This window comes from Arthrobacter sp. UYEF3, from assembly GCF_040546245.1.
Classification (GTDB): domain Bacteria; phylum Actinomycetota; class Actinomycetes; order Actinomycetales; family Micrococcaceae; genus Arthrobacter.
Genome location: NZ_JBEPNK010000018.1, coordinates 16,118 through 33,363 on the forward strand (window position 1 = coordinate 16,118; position 17,246 = coordinate 33,363).

Consider the following 17,246-nt stretch of genomic DNA (forward strand, 5'->3'; position numbering starts at 1 on the left):
TTCGACGGGACCCCGCCCGGTGCACGTTGCCGAACGTCGAGTCTGCACGGAACCGTCGAATCGGCGGGTGCGCGGTCCCCGCATACCCCGCGCCCGCCTACCCTGCCAGCAGGTACACGCTGGTCCCGCCGATGGTCTGGGCGTCGAAGTTGGCTGCCACCCAGGAGGCGATCCGCGCGGCGTCGTCGGAACCGCTTTGGCCCTGCATCATGCGGCCCGCAATGAAGTAGTGGATTTTCCAATCGGCCACGTACTGCTGGAATTGCTTGAGCGTTGGGGCAGGGTCGGTGCCGTTGAACCCGCCCACGGCCATCACGGGCAGCCCGGTGGCCAGCTGGTAGCCGGCGGCGTTGTTGGATCCGACGACGGCGGCGGCCTAGGTGAAGTTGCCGGCGCCTGCTTGCAACGCCGTCGCGAGGGTAGCGGACGGTGTGCTGGCCCCGAGCAGGCCACCCATTCCGCCCGCCGCGCCTCCGCCCGGCACCGGTGGACGCGCCGTTGAGGTTCACTCCCGGGGTGCCGCCAAACGCGCCGACGCCGCCAAGGACCGCCGGGAACCCGGCCCCGCCCCGGGCGGCCACTGCCGGACCGGCGCTCACGATCGAGCCGCTGTGAGCGGTCGAGGCGGTCGACAACGAGTAGGACAGCGGGTCCGGCCAGGGCGGCGGCGACAGCGAGCACCGCCGTCGTGCGCGCCACCAGCCCATAGGCCGCCGGGCCGCCCGGCCTGAGCCCTGCCGCCTTGAAGCCCGGCACCGCGGAGGCCAGCACCGCGCCGGCGGCGGCGAGCGAGGCCAGCAGGATCACCCAACGCAGCCATGGAACGTATGCCGGCGTGCGGCCAAGGAGTTCGGCGGCCATCGCCCCGGCCGCCAGGAGGGCCGCGGCGAGCACCGTAGCCGCCGCGCGCTGGTCCCGGCGCTGCCAGAGCAGCACCCCGCCCAGCCCCGCGAGCCCCGCGATGCCGGGCGCCAGCGCCGCCATGTAGTACGGGTGGATGATCCCGGCCATGAGGCTGAACGTCAGGCCGGTGACCGCCACCCAGGAGCCCCAGATGATGACCGAGGCCCGCACGGCGTCGGTCCGCGGGGCCCGCCTTCCGAGCCAGAGCAGTCCCGCCCCGAGCAGCAGCACCGCGGGCAGCAGCCAGGCGATCTGGCCGCCGAAGTCGCTGTTGAAGAGCCGGAACGGTCCAGGGGTACCCCAGGCATTGCCGCCGCCCACGCTCCCGGTTTCGTCGCCGTTGAGCCGGCCCAGGCCGTTGTAGCCGAGAGTCAGTTCCAGGATGGAGTTGTTTTGCGAGCCGCCGATGTACGGTCGGTCCGCTGCCGGGATGAGTTCGACGGCGGCCAGCCACCAGCCGGCCGCGACGGCCATGGCCGCGCCCGTGGCGAGGAGGTGCAGGAGGCGTCTGCCCAGCCCCACCGGTGCCGCCACCAGGTAGGCCAGGGCGAAACCGGGGACAACCAGCAGGACCTGCAGCTGCTTGGTAAGGAAGCCAAAGCCCAGGAGCGCCCCGCCGAACAGGAGCCAGCGCAGGCGGGCGTCCTGGATGGAGCGCAGCACGGCGTAGGCGGCCGCGGTCATCAGTAGCACCAGCAGGGCGTCCGGGTTGTTGAACCGGAACATCAGCACGGCCACCGGGGTCAGTGCCATGACAGCTCCGGCGAGCAGCCCGGCGCGGTGGGCCAGTCGTGCATCGGCCGTTGCGGGGGCGGCGGCCCGGCGGACCGCCAGATAGACCAGCCAAGCGGTGCCGACCCCCATGAGTGCCTGGGGGACCAGGACGCTCCAGGAGCTCAGGCCGAAGAGACGTACAGACAGCCCCATCACCCACAACGACGCCGGCGGCTTGTCCACGGTGATGGCGTTCGCGGCATCGGAGGAGCCGAAGAACCAGGCCGCCCAATCCTGCGAGCCGGCCTGTGCCGCGGCGGAGTAGAAAGCGTTGGCCCAGCCGGAGGCGCCGAGGTTCCACAGGTACAGTCCGGCCGTGGCCAGCAGCAGGGCCGCCAGTTCCAGTCGTGGCCGCAGGTTCCGGGTGCCGCTGCGACGGGCGTCGACGCGACGGCTGCCGGCGACTGGTGACTCCGCGTCGGCGTGGCGGGGATTCAAGGTGTGGGTCATGGCGGCCTAGACCCCCAGCTTGTAGACCGTGGCGGTGCCTACGGTCTGGGCCCGGTAGTTGGCCGCTACCCACGCGGCGACCTCGGAATTGCCGCCGCGGCCCCCGCCAAGGCCGCCCATCCGGCCGCCGGAGATGAAGTAGCCGATCTCGCCGCTGCCCACCATGGCCTTGAACTGGTCGAGTGTCGGGTAGGGGTCGCCGCCGTTCCAGCCGCCGAGTGCGATCACGCTGGTGCCGGTGGCGAGTTCCAGGCTAGCGGCCTGGGTGGCGCCGGAGACAATCGCGGACCACCTGGCGCCGGAGGACTTCAACAGTGCGGCCAGCTCCGGCGAGGCCGTTTCGCCGCCGGGGGCACCGCCGGCAGCACGTTCGGGGGCCCCGCTGATGCCGCCGAACGAGCGGTCGCCGTCGGCCCGGCCGGCCGCCCCGAAACCGCCTCCCATAGTGGAGGCGGCGGGCCCGGACGTGGGGATCGAACCGGAGTGCGGCTGGGCGGTGGTCGCCAGCGTCCAGGCGGTGGTCCCCAGCCCGCCGGCCAGCAGGGAGAGGATCACGATGCCGGCCGTGGCTGTCCTTTGGAGCCGGGCCGGGAGCGCCGCCAGACCGTCAACCCGCAGGAGCAGCGCCGCGGCAGCCAGCACGCCCAGCACGACGGCGAGGACGCGTAGCCCGGGAAGCCAGGCGGGGTCGCGGCCCAGGAGGACCGCGGACCAGGCCGAGCTGGCGAGCACCGTCACCGCCAGGATGATCCGCGCCGGCCAGTAGGCGCGGCCCCGCCACAATTCGGCGACGCCGATACCCACCGGGGCGGCGACCGCCGGAGCCAGTGCCACGGCATAATACGGGTGCACGGTGCCGCTCATGAAGCTGAAGATGACGGCCGTGACAACCAGCCAGCCGCCCCACAGCAGGAGCGCCGCACGGGTTCGTGAGGTGCGGGCCTCGCGCCGGGTGAACCACAGCCCGGCGAGCAGCAGAATCAGCGCCGCCGGCAGCAGCCAGGACACCTCGCCGCCGAAACTGGTCCCGAACATCCGCGTGATCCCGGCCGTGCTGCCGAACCCGGTGTTCCCGGTGCCGCCCGGGCCGCCGGCGTTCCCGCCGAAGTTGCCGCCGAAGTTGCCGCCCACGTTGCCCCCGAAGTCGCCTCCGGCGGGTATGCCCCCGACGGACCCGGTGATCCGGCCCAGGCCGTTGTAGCCGAAGGTGAGTTCCAGGAAGCTGTTGGTCTTCGACCCCGCCATGTACGGCCGGGCCGAGGCCGGGGTCAGCTGGAACAGGGCCACGTAGCTGCCGGCAACGACGGCGATCCCGGCGGCGGCGCCCAACAGATGCAGGAGCCGGCGGCGGAGGGTGGTCGATGCTGCCCACAGGTAGGCCAGAGCCAGCCCGGGCACGATCAGGAAGCCCTGCAGCATCTTGGACAGGAACGCCAGCCCGATCACCGCGCCGGCCGCGGCGAGCCACTTCCAGCCGGCCTTTTCGATGGCCCGGGTGGTGAGGTAGGCGGCCAGCTCCAGGCACAGGGTGAGCATAGCGTCCGGGTTGTTGAACCGGAACATCACGGCCGCCACCGGGGTCAGCGCCAGGGCTCCGCCGGCGAGCAGGCCGGCCGCCGGCCCGGACACCCGCTTGACGGTCAGGTAGAGAAGTCCGACGGCGGCCACTCCCATCAGCGCCTGGGGAATGAGCATGCTCAGTGCCGAGAAGCCGAAGATGCGTCCTGCGAGGGCCGGGATCCAGAGCGCGGCCGGGGGCTTGTCCACGGTGATGGCGTTGCCGGCGTCGAGTGAGCCGAATAGCAGCGCCGTCCAGTCCTTGGTCCCTGCCTGGATCGCCGCCGCGTAGAAGGAGTTGGCGTAGCCGGTGGCTTCCAGGTTCCACAGGTACAACACGGCGGTGACGGCCAGAAGCAGGGCTGCCGACGGGCGCACCCACCGTGGCTGCGGTCCGAACAGTAGGCGCTCGCGGCGTCCCCGGGCTGCGGGCGGCCCGGGTGTTGTGGGCTGGGACTCGGCCGGACGATCTGTTGTCGGCTGGGCCGTCGCGGTGTCGCCGGGTGCCCAGGCGGGGCTTGGCTGGGCACCGGGGGTGGGGCTGATCGTGGCGGTCATTTACTGGGCCGTTTCTGTGTGGGGGAGGGAAGCGTCGGCGGCGTCGGGCACCGGTAGGTCGGAGCTGGCCCGGCGCCGGAAGACGACCAGCCGGAAGAGCAGGAACTTGACGGCCGTGGCGGCCAGGTTGGCGGCGGTGACCATGATCAGTTCAAGCCAGCGGTCCGGAGTCCCGCCGGAGGCGTGGACCAGGAGGAGCGCCCCGGAGGTCAGGGCCAGCCCGATTCCGAAGACCAGCAGTCCCTCAAAGTGGTGGCGCACGGCCTGGCTGCTGCCCTGGATACCGAACGTGAAGCGCCGGTTGGCTGCGGTGTTGGCTACGGCGGTGATGAGCAAAGCGAGGAAATTGGCCAGCTGTGGGTCCATAATGCCGCGGCAGAACAGGAAGATCAGCAGGTATGCCAGGGTCGAGGCCACACCGATGCTGCCGAAGCGGACGAGCTGCCCGAAGAGACTCCCGCCGGGGCTTTGTTCCTGGCCGCGTGAGGAGGCCGGGAGAGGGCCGCGGGCCAGGGCTGCGCGCAGTTCGGGAACGGGAATCCGGCCGGAGACCAGGTCCCGGCTGAGCCTGGCCATGCCGCGCAGGTCCGCGAGCGCGGTTTGGACGATGTCCACGCTGGAATCCGGGTCGTCGGTCCAGTCCACCGGGACTTCGTGGACGCGCAGGCCGCACTTCTCGGCCAGGACCAGGAGCTCGGTGTCAAAGAACCAGGCGTTGTCCAAAGTGTAAGGGAGCAACTGCCGGGCCACGTCCGCCCGGATCGCCTTGAAGCCGCACTGCGCGTCGCTGAAGTGCGCACCCAGGAAGGAGTGCAGCAGGAGGTTGTAGCTGCGCGAGATGAACTCCCGTTTGGGCCCGCGGACTACCCGCGAGTTGCGGGTCAGCCGGGTCCCGATGGCCAGGTCGGAATGGCCGGAAATCAGCGGGGCAAGGAGGGGGCCGAGCGCCGCCAGATCGGTGGACAGGTCCACGTCCATGTACGCCAGGACCGGCGACGGCGACGCGAGCCAGACCTTGCGCAGTGCGTTCCCGCGGCCCTTTTCTACCATGTGGACCACGTTCACTTCGCGGAGCTCACGGGCCACGCGTTCGGCCGTCCTGAGGGTGCCGTCGGTGCTGGCGTTGTCCGCCACGGTAATCCGGAACGGGTGCGGGAAGGCGTCACGCAGGTAGGCGTGGAGCCGTCGCAGGCAGGCCTCCAGGTCCCGCTCCTCGTTGAAGACCGGGATGGTGACGTCCAGCACCGCGGTGCCGGTCCGGGTGTCAACGGCTGAGCGCCGCCCGCCGGCGCGAGTCAGCGCGCCCAGCGGGCCCGGCAGCGCTCCCGAGAGGGCCTCGTCCAAGGCCAGTCCGGCCGGGCCCAGTCCGGACGGGGCGGGGGCCGACGCCGGACCGGCCGGCGTCGCCGAGGGCCGGTACGGGCTTCCTGTGGCCTGGTCTGTGAACGTCATAGCCCAACTTTCCCGGTGCCCCATATGAGGCCGATGGGCTCAAGCTGTGTGCGGGCTGTGCAAGAAACTGCCCAGCGGGTAGGGACGGTCGTGCCTGCGCCTTAAGGGCTCCGGTCCGCTTAGCTGACTGCCATCGCATGGTGGCGGGGCCGCTCTCTGGCAAACCCGTTCCCGGGCGGTCGCGTGAGCAGGCGACAGGGGGCCTACGCGCGAGATGCAGGCCCAATCGGTAAGGGCTGTCACGAAACTTCGTCACGCCCCAAAGCTGGTAATTTATTATCAGCGGCCCCAGTTCTAGGCGCCGTAATTCGTTGGGGGAAATCTTGAAGAAAACACTGGTATTTGTCATGCTCTCCGGTCTCATGCTGACAGGCTGCAGCACGCAGGCTTCCGCACAGCAGGCCGAACCAACCGCAACCGCAGCAGCCGTCGCCTCGATCACTGTCCCCAATGTCGTGGGGCAGACCCTGGACAAAGCCACCGACCAGCTAAAGGATCTCGGCCTGAAGGCCGAAGCGAAGGACATCGACGCCGGCAAATCGGTCATCGTCAAAAGCAACTGGCAGGTCATTACCCAGGATCCCGCCGCGGATGCCCAGGTAGCCAAGGGCTCCACCGTGAAGCTCGGCGTCAGGCACATCGTGGAGGCCACGCCGACCCCCACGCCAACGCCGACGCCATCGCAGGTTGTAGTGGTACCGGCCGAGGTCGCGGCTCCCGTAGCCCCGCCAGCGTACGTCCCGCCGGCGCCGGCCGCGCCGCCGGCTTACGTGCCCCCTGCGGTCCCCGAGGCCCCGCGGTACGGAGGCATCATCTGCAATGACGGCTACCCCTGGCCGGGAACGACTCGCCAGGGTGCCTGCCGCGGCCACGGTGGCATCAGGAACTAGGCGGGGCTGGCTTCTCCCCGGACAGCCGCTTCAGACGGTACCGGGGGGAGTCTTGCGTCCTGTTCTCGCCGGGCCCACGTTAGTGGCGGGCTCAGCGAGGCTGGTTAAACAGTCGGGCCGCGGGCGGTGCGGACGGCAGCCTGACGGCGAACTCTGTGCGGCCCGGACGGGACGTGACCTCGACGGTCCCCCCGTGGGCCTCCACGATCGACTGGACAATGGACAGGCCCAGCCCGCTGGTGCCCTCGGACGCCGGAGCTCCGGCGGTGGCCGCACGGCCGGCGGGAAGCCGGGCAGCGCCTGAAGCTGCACCGGCGCGGCCGGCCGGCCCGGACTGTGGCCCCGCCGTCGTGCCCCCGGACCGTGGCCCCGCCGTCGCGACGGCGGCAACCGCCGCGGGACCGTCCGCCGGATTGGTGCGTGCGGCGTCGGCCCGCGCGAAGCGGGCGAAGACCCGGCCGATGAATTCCGGGGCGATGCCGCTGCCGTTATCCGTGACAGTGACCACGGCGCTGCCGTCAGCTGAACGCATCACGCCTGTGACCACCTTCGTCCCGGGTTCCGTGTGCTTGCGGGCATTCGAAAGCAGATTGGCAAGAACCTGGTGGAGCTGGGTGGTGTCACCGCGCACCACCACGGGTTCGTCCGGGAGTTCGAGCTGCCAGATGCGGTCCGGGGCCATGACCTTTTCGTCGCTCACCGTTTCGATGGCGAGCCGGGTGAGGTCGACGTCGGTGACCTTGAGCGGCTGCCCCTCGTCCAGTCGGGCCAGCAGCAGCAGGTCCTCCACGAGGGTGGTCATCCGCACGGACTGGCTTTGCACGCGGGCCAGTGACTTTTCGCCGTCGGGCGTGAAGTGTTCAGTCATCCGCATCAGCTCCGTATAGCCGCGAATCGCCGTGAGCGGGGTGCGGAGCTCATGCGAGGCATCGGCGACGAACTGCCGGACTTTCATCTCGCTCTCCTGCCGTGCCTCCAGGGCGTTGGAGACGTTGTCCAGCATCTGGTTCAGCGCGTAGCCCACGCTGCCCACCTCCGTTCCCGGGTGGGCAGCCGACGGCGGGACCCGCACCCCGAGCGCCACTTCGCCGGCGTCCAGCGGGAGGCGGGATACCTTGGTGGCCAGCTCGGAGAGCTGTTCCAGCGGCTTCATGGTCCGGCGGATGATGGTCGTGCCGGCCAGACCGATCACCACGAGCCCGCCCGCGGAGACCACCACCATGGTCCAGACGAGCGAGGCCAGCGTGTTTTCCTTCTCTGTCAGCGGCAGTCCGGTGACAATGATGTCGCCGTAGGGTGCCCGCACGGCCGTGAGCCGGTAGGCGCCGGCCGAGAGGGTCCGGTCCACGGGCACGCCGTTGCGGGTGAGCGCCAGAAGAATTGAGTCGTCGTCGGGGGAGAGGGACTTGAGGGTGGCATCCCCGGCGAGGAAACCGGCGCTTGCTACGACACCGCCCAGCACCCGGGCATTGAGGGTGCCGACACCCTGGCCCCGCGCGTCAAGCGGGTCGGGGCGGCCGCCCCCGTTGCCGGGCGCGGGCCGGCCGAACTCGCTCGAACGGTGCGACGCGTTGCCGAGCTGCTCATCGAGCTGATGGGTCAGGAAAAGGTCCATGGAGACGTAGCTGACCACCCCCACCGCGCCGCAGATGGCCACGAGGAGCGCCATGGTGACGAGGACCAGCCGAGTGCGCAGATGCCAGGTGGACGGGTTGCGCCAGTCGTGCCCGGATCCAGGTGCCACGCCGGAAAGTGTGGGCACGGATCAGTCCGCCGGTTTCAAGACGTAGCCGGCGCCGCGCACGGTGTGGATCATCGGCACGTGGTTGGCATCGATCTTTTTGCGGAGGTAGGAAATGTACAGCTCCACGATGTTCGCCTGACCGCCGAAGTCATAGTCCCAGACCCGGTCCAGGATCTGTGCCTTGCTGATGACGCGTTTGGGGTTTTCCATCAGATAGCGGAGCAGCTCGAACTGGGTGGCGGTCAGATGTAGTTCCTCGCCGGCCCGAGTGACGTCGCGGGTGTCGACATTGAGGACCAGATCGCCCACCACGAGTTCGGCAGTGTCCATCGCGGCCACCCCGGAGCGCTGGACCAGCCGGTGCAGGCGGAGCAGAACCTCTTCCATGCTGAACGGTTTGGTGACGTAGTCGTCGCCGCCCGCGGCCAGGCCGGTTATACGGTCCTGGACGGCATCTTTGGCGGTGAGGAACAGCGCAGGAACTTCCGGCGCAAACGCGCGGATTCGGCTGAGGAGTTCGACGCCGTCGAACCCGGGGAGCATGACGTCCAGCACCAGGACGTCGGGGCGGATGTCCTTGGCCAGTTTGAGCGCTTCGGGCCCGTCGGCTGCCACCGCTACGGACCAGCCCGCCATTCGCAGGCCCATGCTCATGAGCTCGGACAGGCTGGGCTCGTCGTCCACCACGAGGGCACGGATGGGGGATCCGTCAGGATGCGTGAGCAGCGGAAGGTTGTTGGTCAGGGAGTGCGAAGTGGCCATGGGACGACTCTCCGGTCTGCCGGTTAGGTGCTGCTTTGGGGATCCTGTGCGGCACCTGTGAATCTCAGAGTACCCAGCTGGATGCCTGTCCGGGAGCGAGCACCCCCAGGGTTGGGGCGGCTACCTGCCCGGCGATAGATCCCGGCGGAACGTCACAGGCCCGGCTGTCGGCCCGCACAGCCCCGGCACAGGATTGCCCAGCACTCTGGGGTCAACTCAAATCCGCCCGTCTGACAGGAGAAACACGATGAGCAGTCAGCATCCGGGAGCCGACAACCGGCCCAGTCCCGAACCCGGTTCCGACGCCCCGCCGGCGCCGGATCCCGTGGCTACTCCATACGCAGCCGGCCGCGCGCCCGGTCAGTACGACCCTCAGACGCCCGCACCCGCTGCCGGCTGGGGCGCACCACCTCCCATTTCGACCGGCCCGGCCGACGACGCGGTCCGTGGCATGCCCCGGCAGGCGCCGACGCCGGCCGCTGCCCCAGGGTGGGGCGCGTCGGGCGGCGCCGCCCGGAGTGGGTACGCGGACAAGCCATGGACGCTCAAGCGGAGGTTCGCCGTCGGCGGTGCGGCCGCCGTCCTGGCCGTCGGCGCCGGGGTAGGGGTGTATGCCCTTACCTCCAGTTCGGCCGCGGCCAAGGGTACCGCCGCCGGAGCGGCAGCCGGCCGCGGGCCAGGCGACCGTGGCCTGGGCGCCCAAGGCGTGCCCGGGTCCCCGCAGGGAGGGTCCGCGGGAGGGGTAGTGCCTGGCCGGGGCGGTCCCGGCGGCTTCACCGCCGGCGGCATGGGCGCTCTTACCGCAGCGGTGCACGCCGAATATGTTGTCCTGGAAGGAAGCGCCTACACCACCATGGCCGAGCAGCTCGGGACCGTGACGGAGGTCAGCTCGACCAGCGTCACGGTGAAGAGCGGTGACGGGTTCACGCGCAGCTACGGCCTGGGCGCCGACGTGGCGGTGAGCGATCTGCAGCAGCGGCGCCAGCAAGCCGGGGGCTCCGGCACCCAGCTGAGCGTGGCGGACATAGTCCCCGGCGGTACCGTGCGGATCGTGGCAGCCAAGGACGGCGCGAACTTCACGGCCTCGGCCGTCACGGTCGTGGCGGCCACCGCTACCGGCCAAACGAACTGACTGGCCGCTGCGGACGGCGCAGCCGGGCTCGTCCAGCCCGGCGGAATGACCACTCCGTGGACAGCGGGGACGGTGCGCGGCCGATATCGTGATTCCGCAGTTTCGCTTCACATTGAATGATTGAAACCATAATCGCTGAATGGTTGAATAATCTTCGGCAATCTGGCCTCAGGGTGTCGGAAATCCGCAAATAGACTGCATTTTGCGTGGTTGATCGGAATTGTGATCTGCGCTACAAACCAGCTTTTCGTCTCACGTTGTGGACTTCGCGGTGCTTTGTTACTTGCAAGTTCTCATTGTTACGTTGCACACTTCAATTGTGAACAAGAACTCAACAGCACCTGCAGCCGCAGCTTCCTGGATCAGCGCACCAGCTGGTACCGAGATGCGCTGTTGTCGAATGCACGCCTAACTTCTCCACCCCAGAACGTTTCTAGGCATTCGCCCCAGCCCAGTGTCGGGCGCCCCTCCCCAGTTTGTGGGGAATCAGCATTCGAGCCGCGATCACGGCCATTCACATTGAGGTAAGCATTCCATGTCAGTTGCATCCGGATACGTCCACATCTCAGTCCGTAACGCCAACAAGGCCGGACAGGCCTCCGGCCTCCGCCAGGGCTTTGGCGGCCGGCCGAGCATCGTCCCCGCCGGACCAGGCAACAGCTTTCCCGCCCCAGGCTACGCAGGCCAGGGCTATAACCCCAACCCCTACGGCCAGTTGCGCGCCGTCTCCGTCGCCGAATCGGCGCCGGCCACCGCGCCCACCCCGGTGATTGCGCCGGGCGGTAACCCGCTCCGCCCGGTGCCGAGCGATAACGTGGCCCGCGGCTTCGTCCTATACATGGGCATCGATGAGGAAACCGCGGCTGCCGCCGGCACCTCCATCGCCAAGCTGGCCCAGGACATCCGGGCCTATGCACAGTCCCTCGTGGCCGGCGCCGAAAGCTACGCCGCCGTCGCCGTTGCCCCCGCCTCCGCTCAGGGCTCCGCCCTCGACGTCGTCCGGTCCACTTTTGGCGATCCCACCGCCGGCGCCCGCCAGCGCGCCGACAACACCCGGCTGCAGCAGGCGCAGGATCCGCGCCCCTCCGGCGTGCTGATCGACCTCGCCCGCCGCGAAGTGGCGCTCGACGGCGAATCGCTGAACCTGACCTTCAAGGAATTCGAACTCCTCAACTACCTCGTGGAGAACGGCACCCGCACCGTAGGCCGCGACGAACTGCTCGAGGGCCTGTGGCGTAACGCCGAAGAGGTTCCCAACGAGCGCACCATCGACGTGCACATCCGCCGGTTGCGCTCCAAGCTGGGCCGCCTTGCCAACACCGTGCGGACGGTCCGCGGCCAGGGCTACCGGTTCTACGAGCACCCGGAGGTCATCGTCTGGGCCGCTCCGGAGTACTCCATCTAACTTCAGCCTGTCGCAGAGCGCCTGTCCCCTGTATGGCGGGCGGGCGCTTTCGCTTTCGCGGGCACGCTTCAGCGGCATCTCGGGGGCGTCACGCATTGCACTCTTCCGGCGGTCCCACACTAGGAACCGCCCTGCAATGCGCGGGCATCGATGGTCGGGGCTGTTATGAAAGCGCTGGGCGCGACAGTGCCGGGCTACGCTTGGGGCATGAGTGACCATCACATTAAGCGTCTGGTGCTCATGCGGCATGCCAAGGCCGACTGGCCGGGCGGTGTTGCGGACCATGAGCGGCCGCTGGAAGAGCGCGGCCACCGGGAGGCGCCGCTGGCCGGGAAATGGCTGGTCAAGCACGGCGTGGTTCCCGATTTCATCCTTTGCTCCAGCGCCCTGCGGACCAGGCAGACGTGCACCTGGGTGTGCAGTGAACTGGGGGACAAGGCCCCGACGCCGAAACTCGAGGACGGTCTCTACAGCGCCTCGGCCCTGCGGATGCTTGCGGTCATCAACCACGTCCCGGACACCGTCACGACGCTCATGGTGATCTCGCACATGCCGGGCGTGCAGGACCTCGCCATGCACCTGGCCTCCCGCGGCTCCAACCACGACGCCTACATGGATGCGGCCACCCGCTATCCCACCAGCGGGCTCTCGGTCTTTGAGACGGAGAAGTCCTGGGCCGAGTTGGACGGCCAGGACGCCCGCTTGACCCACTTCAAGGTGCCGCGGGAGAAGTAGCGGCCCGGCGTGCAGGCGGACCGATAGTCAGCCCGCTAATTGTGTTGTTTACTGATGCTGTTAATGCTTTTACTCATGGCGTTTACTTGGCGACCGAGGGAAAAGGTGGATCACCGTGGATTCAGGACAGCTCGTAGGGATCATCGTCGGCGTCGTGGTGGTGCTCGCGATCATCGCAGTGGCAATCTACTTCAGCCGCAAGCGCAAGACCGTCGCGGACCGGAACCGGGCCGCGGAGATGCGTGGGAAGGCAGAGGCCGACCAGTTGGCAGCCAGGGACCATGAGGCCAAGGCTGCACGCGCAGAAGCCGATGCCAAAGCCGCTGAAGTCGAGGCCGAGCGCCTCCGCATGCAAGCCCGCGGCACGCAAGAGGAGGCGGAGACCGCCCGCGCCGGCGCCGAGGAACAGCTCCGTCGGGCCGATGAGGTCGATCCGGACGTCGTTACCACCGAGCGCGGTGACGCCCGGACGAGCGATGCCCAGCCGCAGGAGGAACTGCGCCGGGACCGGAGCGACCGCGAGCGTCCGGCAGGAACTGCTGACGCCGCCGGAATCCGGGAAGAAACTGCGGCGGAGCATCGCGACACCGACGGCCCGCACGGTGAGCGGCCCCGCAACCTCTGAGCCGCTGGAACTGCGACGGCGTCAGCAGCCTGCGTCCTGATGCCTGCGCACCGCTGCCGCCGCCGCTGCGCACCGCTGCCGCCTGCGCACTGCTGCCGCCGCCGCGGTCATCAGCGCCGGGTGGGAGCTTTGGCCGGCGGCCGGACAGGTGTTTTCGCGGCGGGTTTGACCGGCGCTTTCGCTGACGCTTTGGCAGTCGACGACGACCGCTTGGCCGCCGGTGCCGGCGTCCGCCCTGTCGACGCCCGGGGAGTGGGAGTCCGTGCGGCGGAGGCGCGAGGCGGGGTCGGTGCGGCGGTCCGCTGTACTGGAGGCCGGGGTGCCGCCGGCCGGGCAGTGGTCCGTGACGTCGAGGGACGGGGAGCAGGCCGGGCAGCGGGCTTGCGCGTAGCCGGGCGCCGGGCCGCGAAGCCGGTGCGCCGTGCCGGGCCTCGGCCGGGCAGGACTGTACCGGCGAGCAGCAGGAGCAGGGTCGCAGCCCCGGCTGCTGCGCAGAGATAGAAGTATAGGTCCGGATACTCGGCATCCACGGGCGCGGACAGCGCGTCCGGGGCGGCGTTGAAGGCGAGTCCCCATTGGCGCAGGAACGCAATGCCGAAGGCGATGAAGAGAATGCTGCCCACCCCGCTCGCCAGCAGCGTCTTGTGCCGCCGTCGGATCACCACCTCCGCCACACACGCCACGTAGGCGACAGCGGAAGCAGCGAGGAACCAGAGAGCCACGGTCTCGTGCAGGGTGGTGCCGGCCAGCACCAGCAGTGCCAGGGCGGCCAGGAACGCCCCGATGGCAGTCTTGCCGCTTTTACCCATGTGGCGCATGTGACTAATCATCCCCGAACGGGGCTACTTCATCACGTAGCCACGCATGATCGCCATGATTGCGGCGATGCTTTGTGCCCGGGTCCGTTCCGGGTGGAAGGTCTTGCGGTCCAATCCCACCACAAAGCAGGCACCGAAGATTGCGGTCTCCAGGCTTCCCCGGGAGAGTGCGGGGTCCACAGGGTACTTGGCGGCTACGGCCTCGATCGCCGCGCCAATCACTCCGAGGAGCGGGCCTCGAAGCTCGGCGAAGGTTTCCTGCCACTCGCTGGGCGTCCGCCAGCTCTCACTCATCCACAACCTGGCGAAGGACGGGTATTCGGCCATGAAGTCCATGGCCTGCCCGATCATCTCGTCCATTGCCTCCAGCGGGTCCGCGGATTCGTCCGTGACGCTGAGCAGTCGGGCCATGAGGATGTCCACCCCGTGCCGCAGGAGCTGCGCGATCAGATCCGACTTGCTGCCGAAGTTGTAATACACGGTGCCCTTGGAGACGCCGGCGGACGCCGCGATCTCGTCAACCGTCACGCCCGCGGCCCCGCGCTCGCCGATCAGTTCCATCGACGCGTCGAACAGCTTCTGTTTGGTCGCATTGGTGCGCCCGGGCCGGAGCTTTTTGGCCCCCTCGGCGTCGGGGGTCGCCTCCGCGCGTGGCGTGGTGCTCATACGGCGATCTCCGGCTTCAGGGTTTTGAGGGTCCAGAACTTGTGCTTCCGGACGGCGACGGCGGACATTGCCAGTCCCAGCAAAGTGTAGCCAACCATGCCCAGTATGGTGGGCAGGATGCTGGTCAGCTCGGCGCCGTAGATCAGGTGCCGCATGCCGTTGACCACGTAGCCCATCGGCAGGAGCTGGTGCACAACGTGCAGCGGCTCGGGCGTGGTCTGCCAGGGGAAGGTGCCGCCGGAGGAGACGAGTTGCAGGACCAGCAGGATGAGCACCAGCAGCTTGCCGGGCGAGCCCAGCAGCGCCACCACGCCCTGGATGATGGCGCTGAACGCCATGGCAGCAGCAAGCATCAGGACCCACATAAGCACCGGGTGGGCAGGATTGAGGCCCAGCCCGACGTCCACCACGAGGGTCAGCAGGCTGGCCTGCACGGCGGCGACCGCCAGGAACGGCAGCCAGCCGCCGACGGCGATCTTCCAGGTTGGCGCGTTGGATGCCAGGGCGCGCTGGGTGACCGGGCGCATGGCCTGGACCAGCATGAAGACGCCGATCCACAGGGCCAGGGTGAGGAAGAACGGTGCCAGCCCGGCGCCGTAGGAGCCCGCCTTGGCCTGGGAGATGTTGCTGACGGCGACCGGGTCGGCCATAACCTTGGCCACGCTGTTCTTTTGTGCGTCGTCCGGGTTGGGGACCTGGCCGGCGCCCTTGGCGAGTTCGTCGGCGAGGGTTCCGGCGCCGTCGGATGCCGTTGCCGTGCCGCTCTCCAGCTGCGCCGCCCCGTCGTCGAGCTGTTGCGCGCCCTGTGCGAGTTTTTCCGCGCCGGCCAGGGCGTCCCGCTGGCCGCCGGCCAGTTCCGCGGTTCCGGCGGCGAGCCGGTCCACGCCTGCAGAGGCGTTCCCCACGCCGTCGCTGAGGGCCGGGGCCGCCCCGGCCAGCTGCTTGGCCCCCGCACTGACGGTGGCCGAACCGTCCGCGAGTTGCTGGACCTGGGCCGCGGCGCCTTTGAGGGCGGCCCCCGCGCCGGAAGTCGCGGGCGCGGCGTTGGCATCGAAGTCGGCGAGAATGGCGTCAGCCTGCGTCTGGTTGATCGCTCCGGCGGCCAGCAGCCGGCCGTTGGAGGCCGCGACGCGGCTGCGCTGAGCCTGCGCGGCGGACTGTTCCGCGGATAACAGTTGCCCTGCCAGGCCTTGCAGCTTGGTGGTCAGTGCGGCGTTGCCGGCCGCCACCTGGGCGGCGCCGTCGGACAGCCGCTGGGCATCAGCGGGGAGCGCGGCGGTCGTGTCCTTGAGCTGGCCCAGGCCCGTAGCGAGCTGCGCGGCGCCGCCGTTCAGGGAGTTCGCGCCGCCGGCGAGCTTGCGCTGCCCGGCCGCCAGGTCGCCGGCGCCGCTCTTGAGCCCCGAGGTGCCCTGGTGCAGACTGACAGTGCCATCATGGAGCGAAGACACGCCGCCGGCGAGGTCCCGGGCACCGTCCGACGCCTTGAGTATCTGGGAATGGATGGAGCCGAAGCCGGTGAGGAGCTGATTGGCGGTTTCCTCGCCTACCTCCTTCGCGACCGTGGCGTGGACGGCGGTGGTGAGCTTGTCGACGATCGTGCTGAGCAGGTAGTTGTTGGCGTCGTTGGTGGTGACATTCAGCATGGCCTGGTTTGCGGCGTCGAAGTTCCCGGGCGACGCCAGGTTGGCGGAGAAATCCCGGGGGATCTTCAGCGCGAAGGCGTACTTGCCGCTGCTCACTCCCTGGTCCGCTGCCTCCGCGCTGGCGACCGTCTGCCAGTTGAAGACGTGGCCGTCCACGAGGCTGTCGGCGACCTTCCGGCCGGCCTCCAGCCGGGTGCCGTCGGCTGTCCCGGCGCCGGTGTCCTCAACTACCAGGGCGGCGTCGATCTGGTCCAGCCTGCCGTAAGGATCCCAGTTTGCATACAGGTACACCGCGCCGTAGAGCAACGGCACCAGGGTCAGCGCAATGATGGTCAGCTTCGGCAGCGGACCGCCAGTCATGCGCTTGAGTTCTGAGCGGGCCAGCCGCAGCACGGTCATCGGGCATCCTCCGTTTCGACATCAAGGGGGACATCCTCGGCAGCCGGAGTATCCGTTGCCTCCGGAGCCGGGGCGGCGTTGCCGATTTCCGCGACTGGACCGGTCCAGTCCGGTGGCACAGCGGCCGCGGTGGCGACGACGGCGAGCGGGCGGCCGCCGTCGTAAGCCAGCTCCCGGAGCCGCGGCAGCCAGTGCGCCGGATCGCCGCTGTGGCGGTCGGGGGAGTCCACCACCAGCAGGTCGGTGCGCGGATTGGCGAGCGCCAGGGCCGTCAGGAGCTCGAGGCGCCGGTCCGCGGGCAGGTCCTCGACCCAGCGCCCGGCGATGTCCTCGAATCGGTTGACCTTGAGCCACGGCGTGCTGAGCAGCGCGCCCCGAAAGCGGCGGGGAATCAGGGCGAGGTCCTCGGTGACCAGGTCACGGACGCTCAGGTGCTGTTCCGGCTCGTTCACGCCGGGGGCGTCCACGACGGCGCTCGCCTGCCGCAGCTGCTTGATCCGGGTGCCGCCGTCCCACTCAAGGGTGCCGGCAGAGGGCTTCATCCGGCCGCTCAGGGTTAGTGCCAGCGCGGTTCGCTGGTCTTGGCGTCTTCCGGTGACGAGCAGCAGCTCGCCCCGGGTGGCCTGCAGCGAGGTGGGCGGGAGCAGGAAATCCCGCCGGCCCTTCACATGGAGCTGTTGAACGCGGAGCAAGGGATGCCTTTCGCAGAGATGATCTGCCTCAAGGCTAACTG

At 69.3% G+C, this 17,246-nt stretch carries 15 protein-coding genes; 5 read left to right on the forward strand and 10 right to left on the reverse strand.

What is annotated here, in order from left to right; translation table 11 throughout:
• Nucleotides 1-97 precede the first annotated feature (97 nt).
• Genes ABIB14_RS12975 through ABIB14_RS12990 form a run of 4 tightly spaced genes read right to left on the reverse strand, consistent with a single transcriptional unit; the run spans nt 98 to nt 5,694 of the window.
• Nucleotides 98-313: a mannosyltransferase YkcB-related protein gene (locus ABIB14_RS12975; RefSeq protein WP_502909664.1), complete on the reverse strand. Its 216-nt coding sequence runs from the start codon at nt 311-313 to the stop codon at nt 98-100.
• The gene (locus ABIB14_RS12980; RefSeq protein ID WP_354236308.1) at nt 313-2,127 is read right to left on the reverse strand and encodes an ArnT family glycosyltransferase; all 1,815 of its coding nucleotides are present in this window, start codon (nt 2,125-2,127) and stop codon (nt 313-315) included. Before ABIB14_RS12980 ends, ABIB14_RS12975 begins: the two co-directional genes overlap by 1 nt.
• A gap of 6 nt (nt 2,128-2,133) precedes the next feature.
• On the reverse strand, nt 2,134-4,242 hold the full coding sequence (locus tag ABIB14_RS12985) for a glycosyltransferase family 39 protein (protein ID WP_354236309.1): 2,109 nt from the start codon (nt 4,240-4,242) through the stop codon (nt 2,134-2,136).
• On the reverse strand, nt 4,243-5,694 hold the full coding sequence (locus ABIB14_RS12990) for a bifunctional glycosyltransferase family 2/GtrA family protein (RefSeq protein ID WP_354236310.1): 1,452 nt from the start codon (nt 5,692-5,694) through the stop codon (nt 4,243-4,245). It lies immediately after the preceding gene.
• Between the two features lie 323 nt (nt 5,695-6,017).
• On the opposite strand from ABIB14_RS12990, the gene ABIB14_RS12995 reads away from it, so the two are divergent.
• The gene (locus ABIB14_RS12995; protein ID WP_354236311.1) at nt 6,018-6,584 is read left to right on the forward strand and encodes a PASTA domain-containing protein; all 567 of its coding nucleotides are present in this window, start codon (nt 6,018-6,020) and stop codon (nt 6,582-6,584) included.
• Between the two features lie 91 nt (nt 6,585-6,675).
• On the opposite strand, the gene ABIB14_RS13000 is transcribed toward ABIB14_RS12995, so the two are convergent.
• Nucleotides 6,676-8,346 carry a sensor histidine kinase gene (locus ABIB14_RS13000; protein WP_502909663.1) on the reverse strand — a complete coding sequence of 557 codons (1,671 nt, stop codon included), beginning with the start codon at nt 8,344-8,346 and terminating at the stop codon, nt 6,676-6,678.
• Between the two features lie 3 nt (nt 8,347-8,349).
• Nucleotides 8,350-9,090 (reverse strand): response regulator transcription factor, encoded by a 741-nt coding sequence (locus ABIB14_RS13005; RefSeq protein WP_354236313.1) that lies wholly within the window; start codon nt 9,088-9,090, stop codon nt 8,350-8,352.
• Nucleotides 9,091-9,337: 247 nt separating this feature from the next.
• Between ABIB14_RS13005 and ABIB14_RS13010 the strand changes: the two genes are divergently transcribed.
• The 4 genes from ABIB14_RS13010 to ABIB14_RS13025 all read left to right on the forward strand — a co-directional run bounded on the left by ABIB14_RS13010 (nt 9,338) and on the right by ABIB14_RS13025 (nt 12,987).
• Nucleotides 9,338-10,222 (forward strand): hypothetical protein, encoded by an 885-nt coding sequence (locus ABIB14_RS13010; protein ID WP_354236314.1) that lies wholly within the window; start codon nt 9,338-9,340, stop codon nt 10,220-10,222.
• 535 nt (nt 10,223-10,757) lie between these two features.
• Nucleotides 10,758-11,627, forward strand: coding sequence for a winged helix-turn-helix domain-containing protein (locus ABIB14_RS13015; RefSeq protein ID WP_354236315.1), 870 nt, complete (start codon nt 10,758-10,760; stop codon nt 11,625-11,627).
• A 207-nt stretch (nt 11,628-11,834) separates the two neighbouring features.
• Nucleotides 11,835-12,362 carry a SixA phosphatase family protein gene (locus tag ABIB14_RS13020; RefSeq protein WP_354236316.1) on the forward strand — a complete coding sequence of 176 codons (528 nt, stop codon included), beginning with the start codon at nt 11,835-11,837 and terminating at the stop codon, nt 12,360-12,362.
• 115 nt (nt 12,363-12,477) lie between these two features.
• Nucleotides 12,478-12,987 carry a hypothetical protein gene (locus ABIB14_RS13025; RefSeq protein ID WP_354236317.1) on the forward strand — a complete coding sequence of 170 codons (510 nt, stop codon included), beginning with the start codon at nt 12,478-12,480 and terminating at the stop codon, nt 12,985-12,987.
• Between the two features lie 110 nt (nt 12,988-13,097).
• On the opposite strand, the gene ABIB14_RS13030 is transcribed toward ABIB14_RS13025, so the two are convergent.
• The 4 genes from ABIB14_RS13030 to ABIB14_RS13045 are packed head-to-tail and all read right to left on the reverse strand — an operon-like array spanning nt 13,098 to nt 17,205.
• The gene (locus ABIB14_RS13030; RefSeq protein WP_354236318.1) at nt 13,098-13,796 is read right to left on the reverse strand and encodes a hypothetical protein; all 699 of its coding nucleotides are present in this window, start codon (nt 13,794-13,796) and stop codon (nt 13,098-13,100) included.
• A 33-nt stretch (nt 13,797-13,829) separates the two neighbouring features.
• Entirely contained in the window at nt 13,830-14,471 is a 642-nt protein-coding gene (locus tag ABIB14_RS13035; RefSeq protein ID WP_354236320.1) for a TetR/AcrR family transcriptional regulator, read from the reverse strand.
• Nucleotides 14,468-16,513, reverse strand: coding sequence for a YhgE/Pip family protein (locus ABIB14_RS13040; protein WP_354236321.1), 2,046 nt, complete (start codon nt 16,511-16,513; stop codon nt 14,468-14,470). Before ABIB14_RS13040 ends, ABIB14_RS13035 begins: the two co-directional genes overlap by 4 nt.
• Nucleotides 16,510-17,205 carry a sugar ABC transporter ATP-binding protein gene (locus ABIB14_RS13045; protein WP_354236322.1) on the reverse strand — a complete coding sequence of 232 codons (696 nt, stop codon included), beginning with the start codon at nt 17,203-17,205 and terminating at the stop codon, nt 16,510-16,512. The genes ABIB14_RS13040 and ABIB14_RS13045 overlap by 4 nt, the downstream gene beginning before the upstream one ends.
• Nucleotides 17,206-17,246 lie beyond the last annotated feature (41 nt).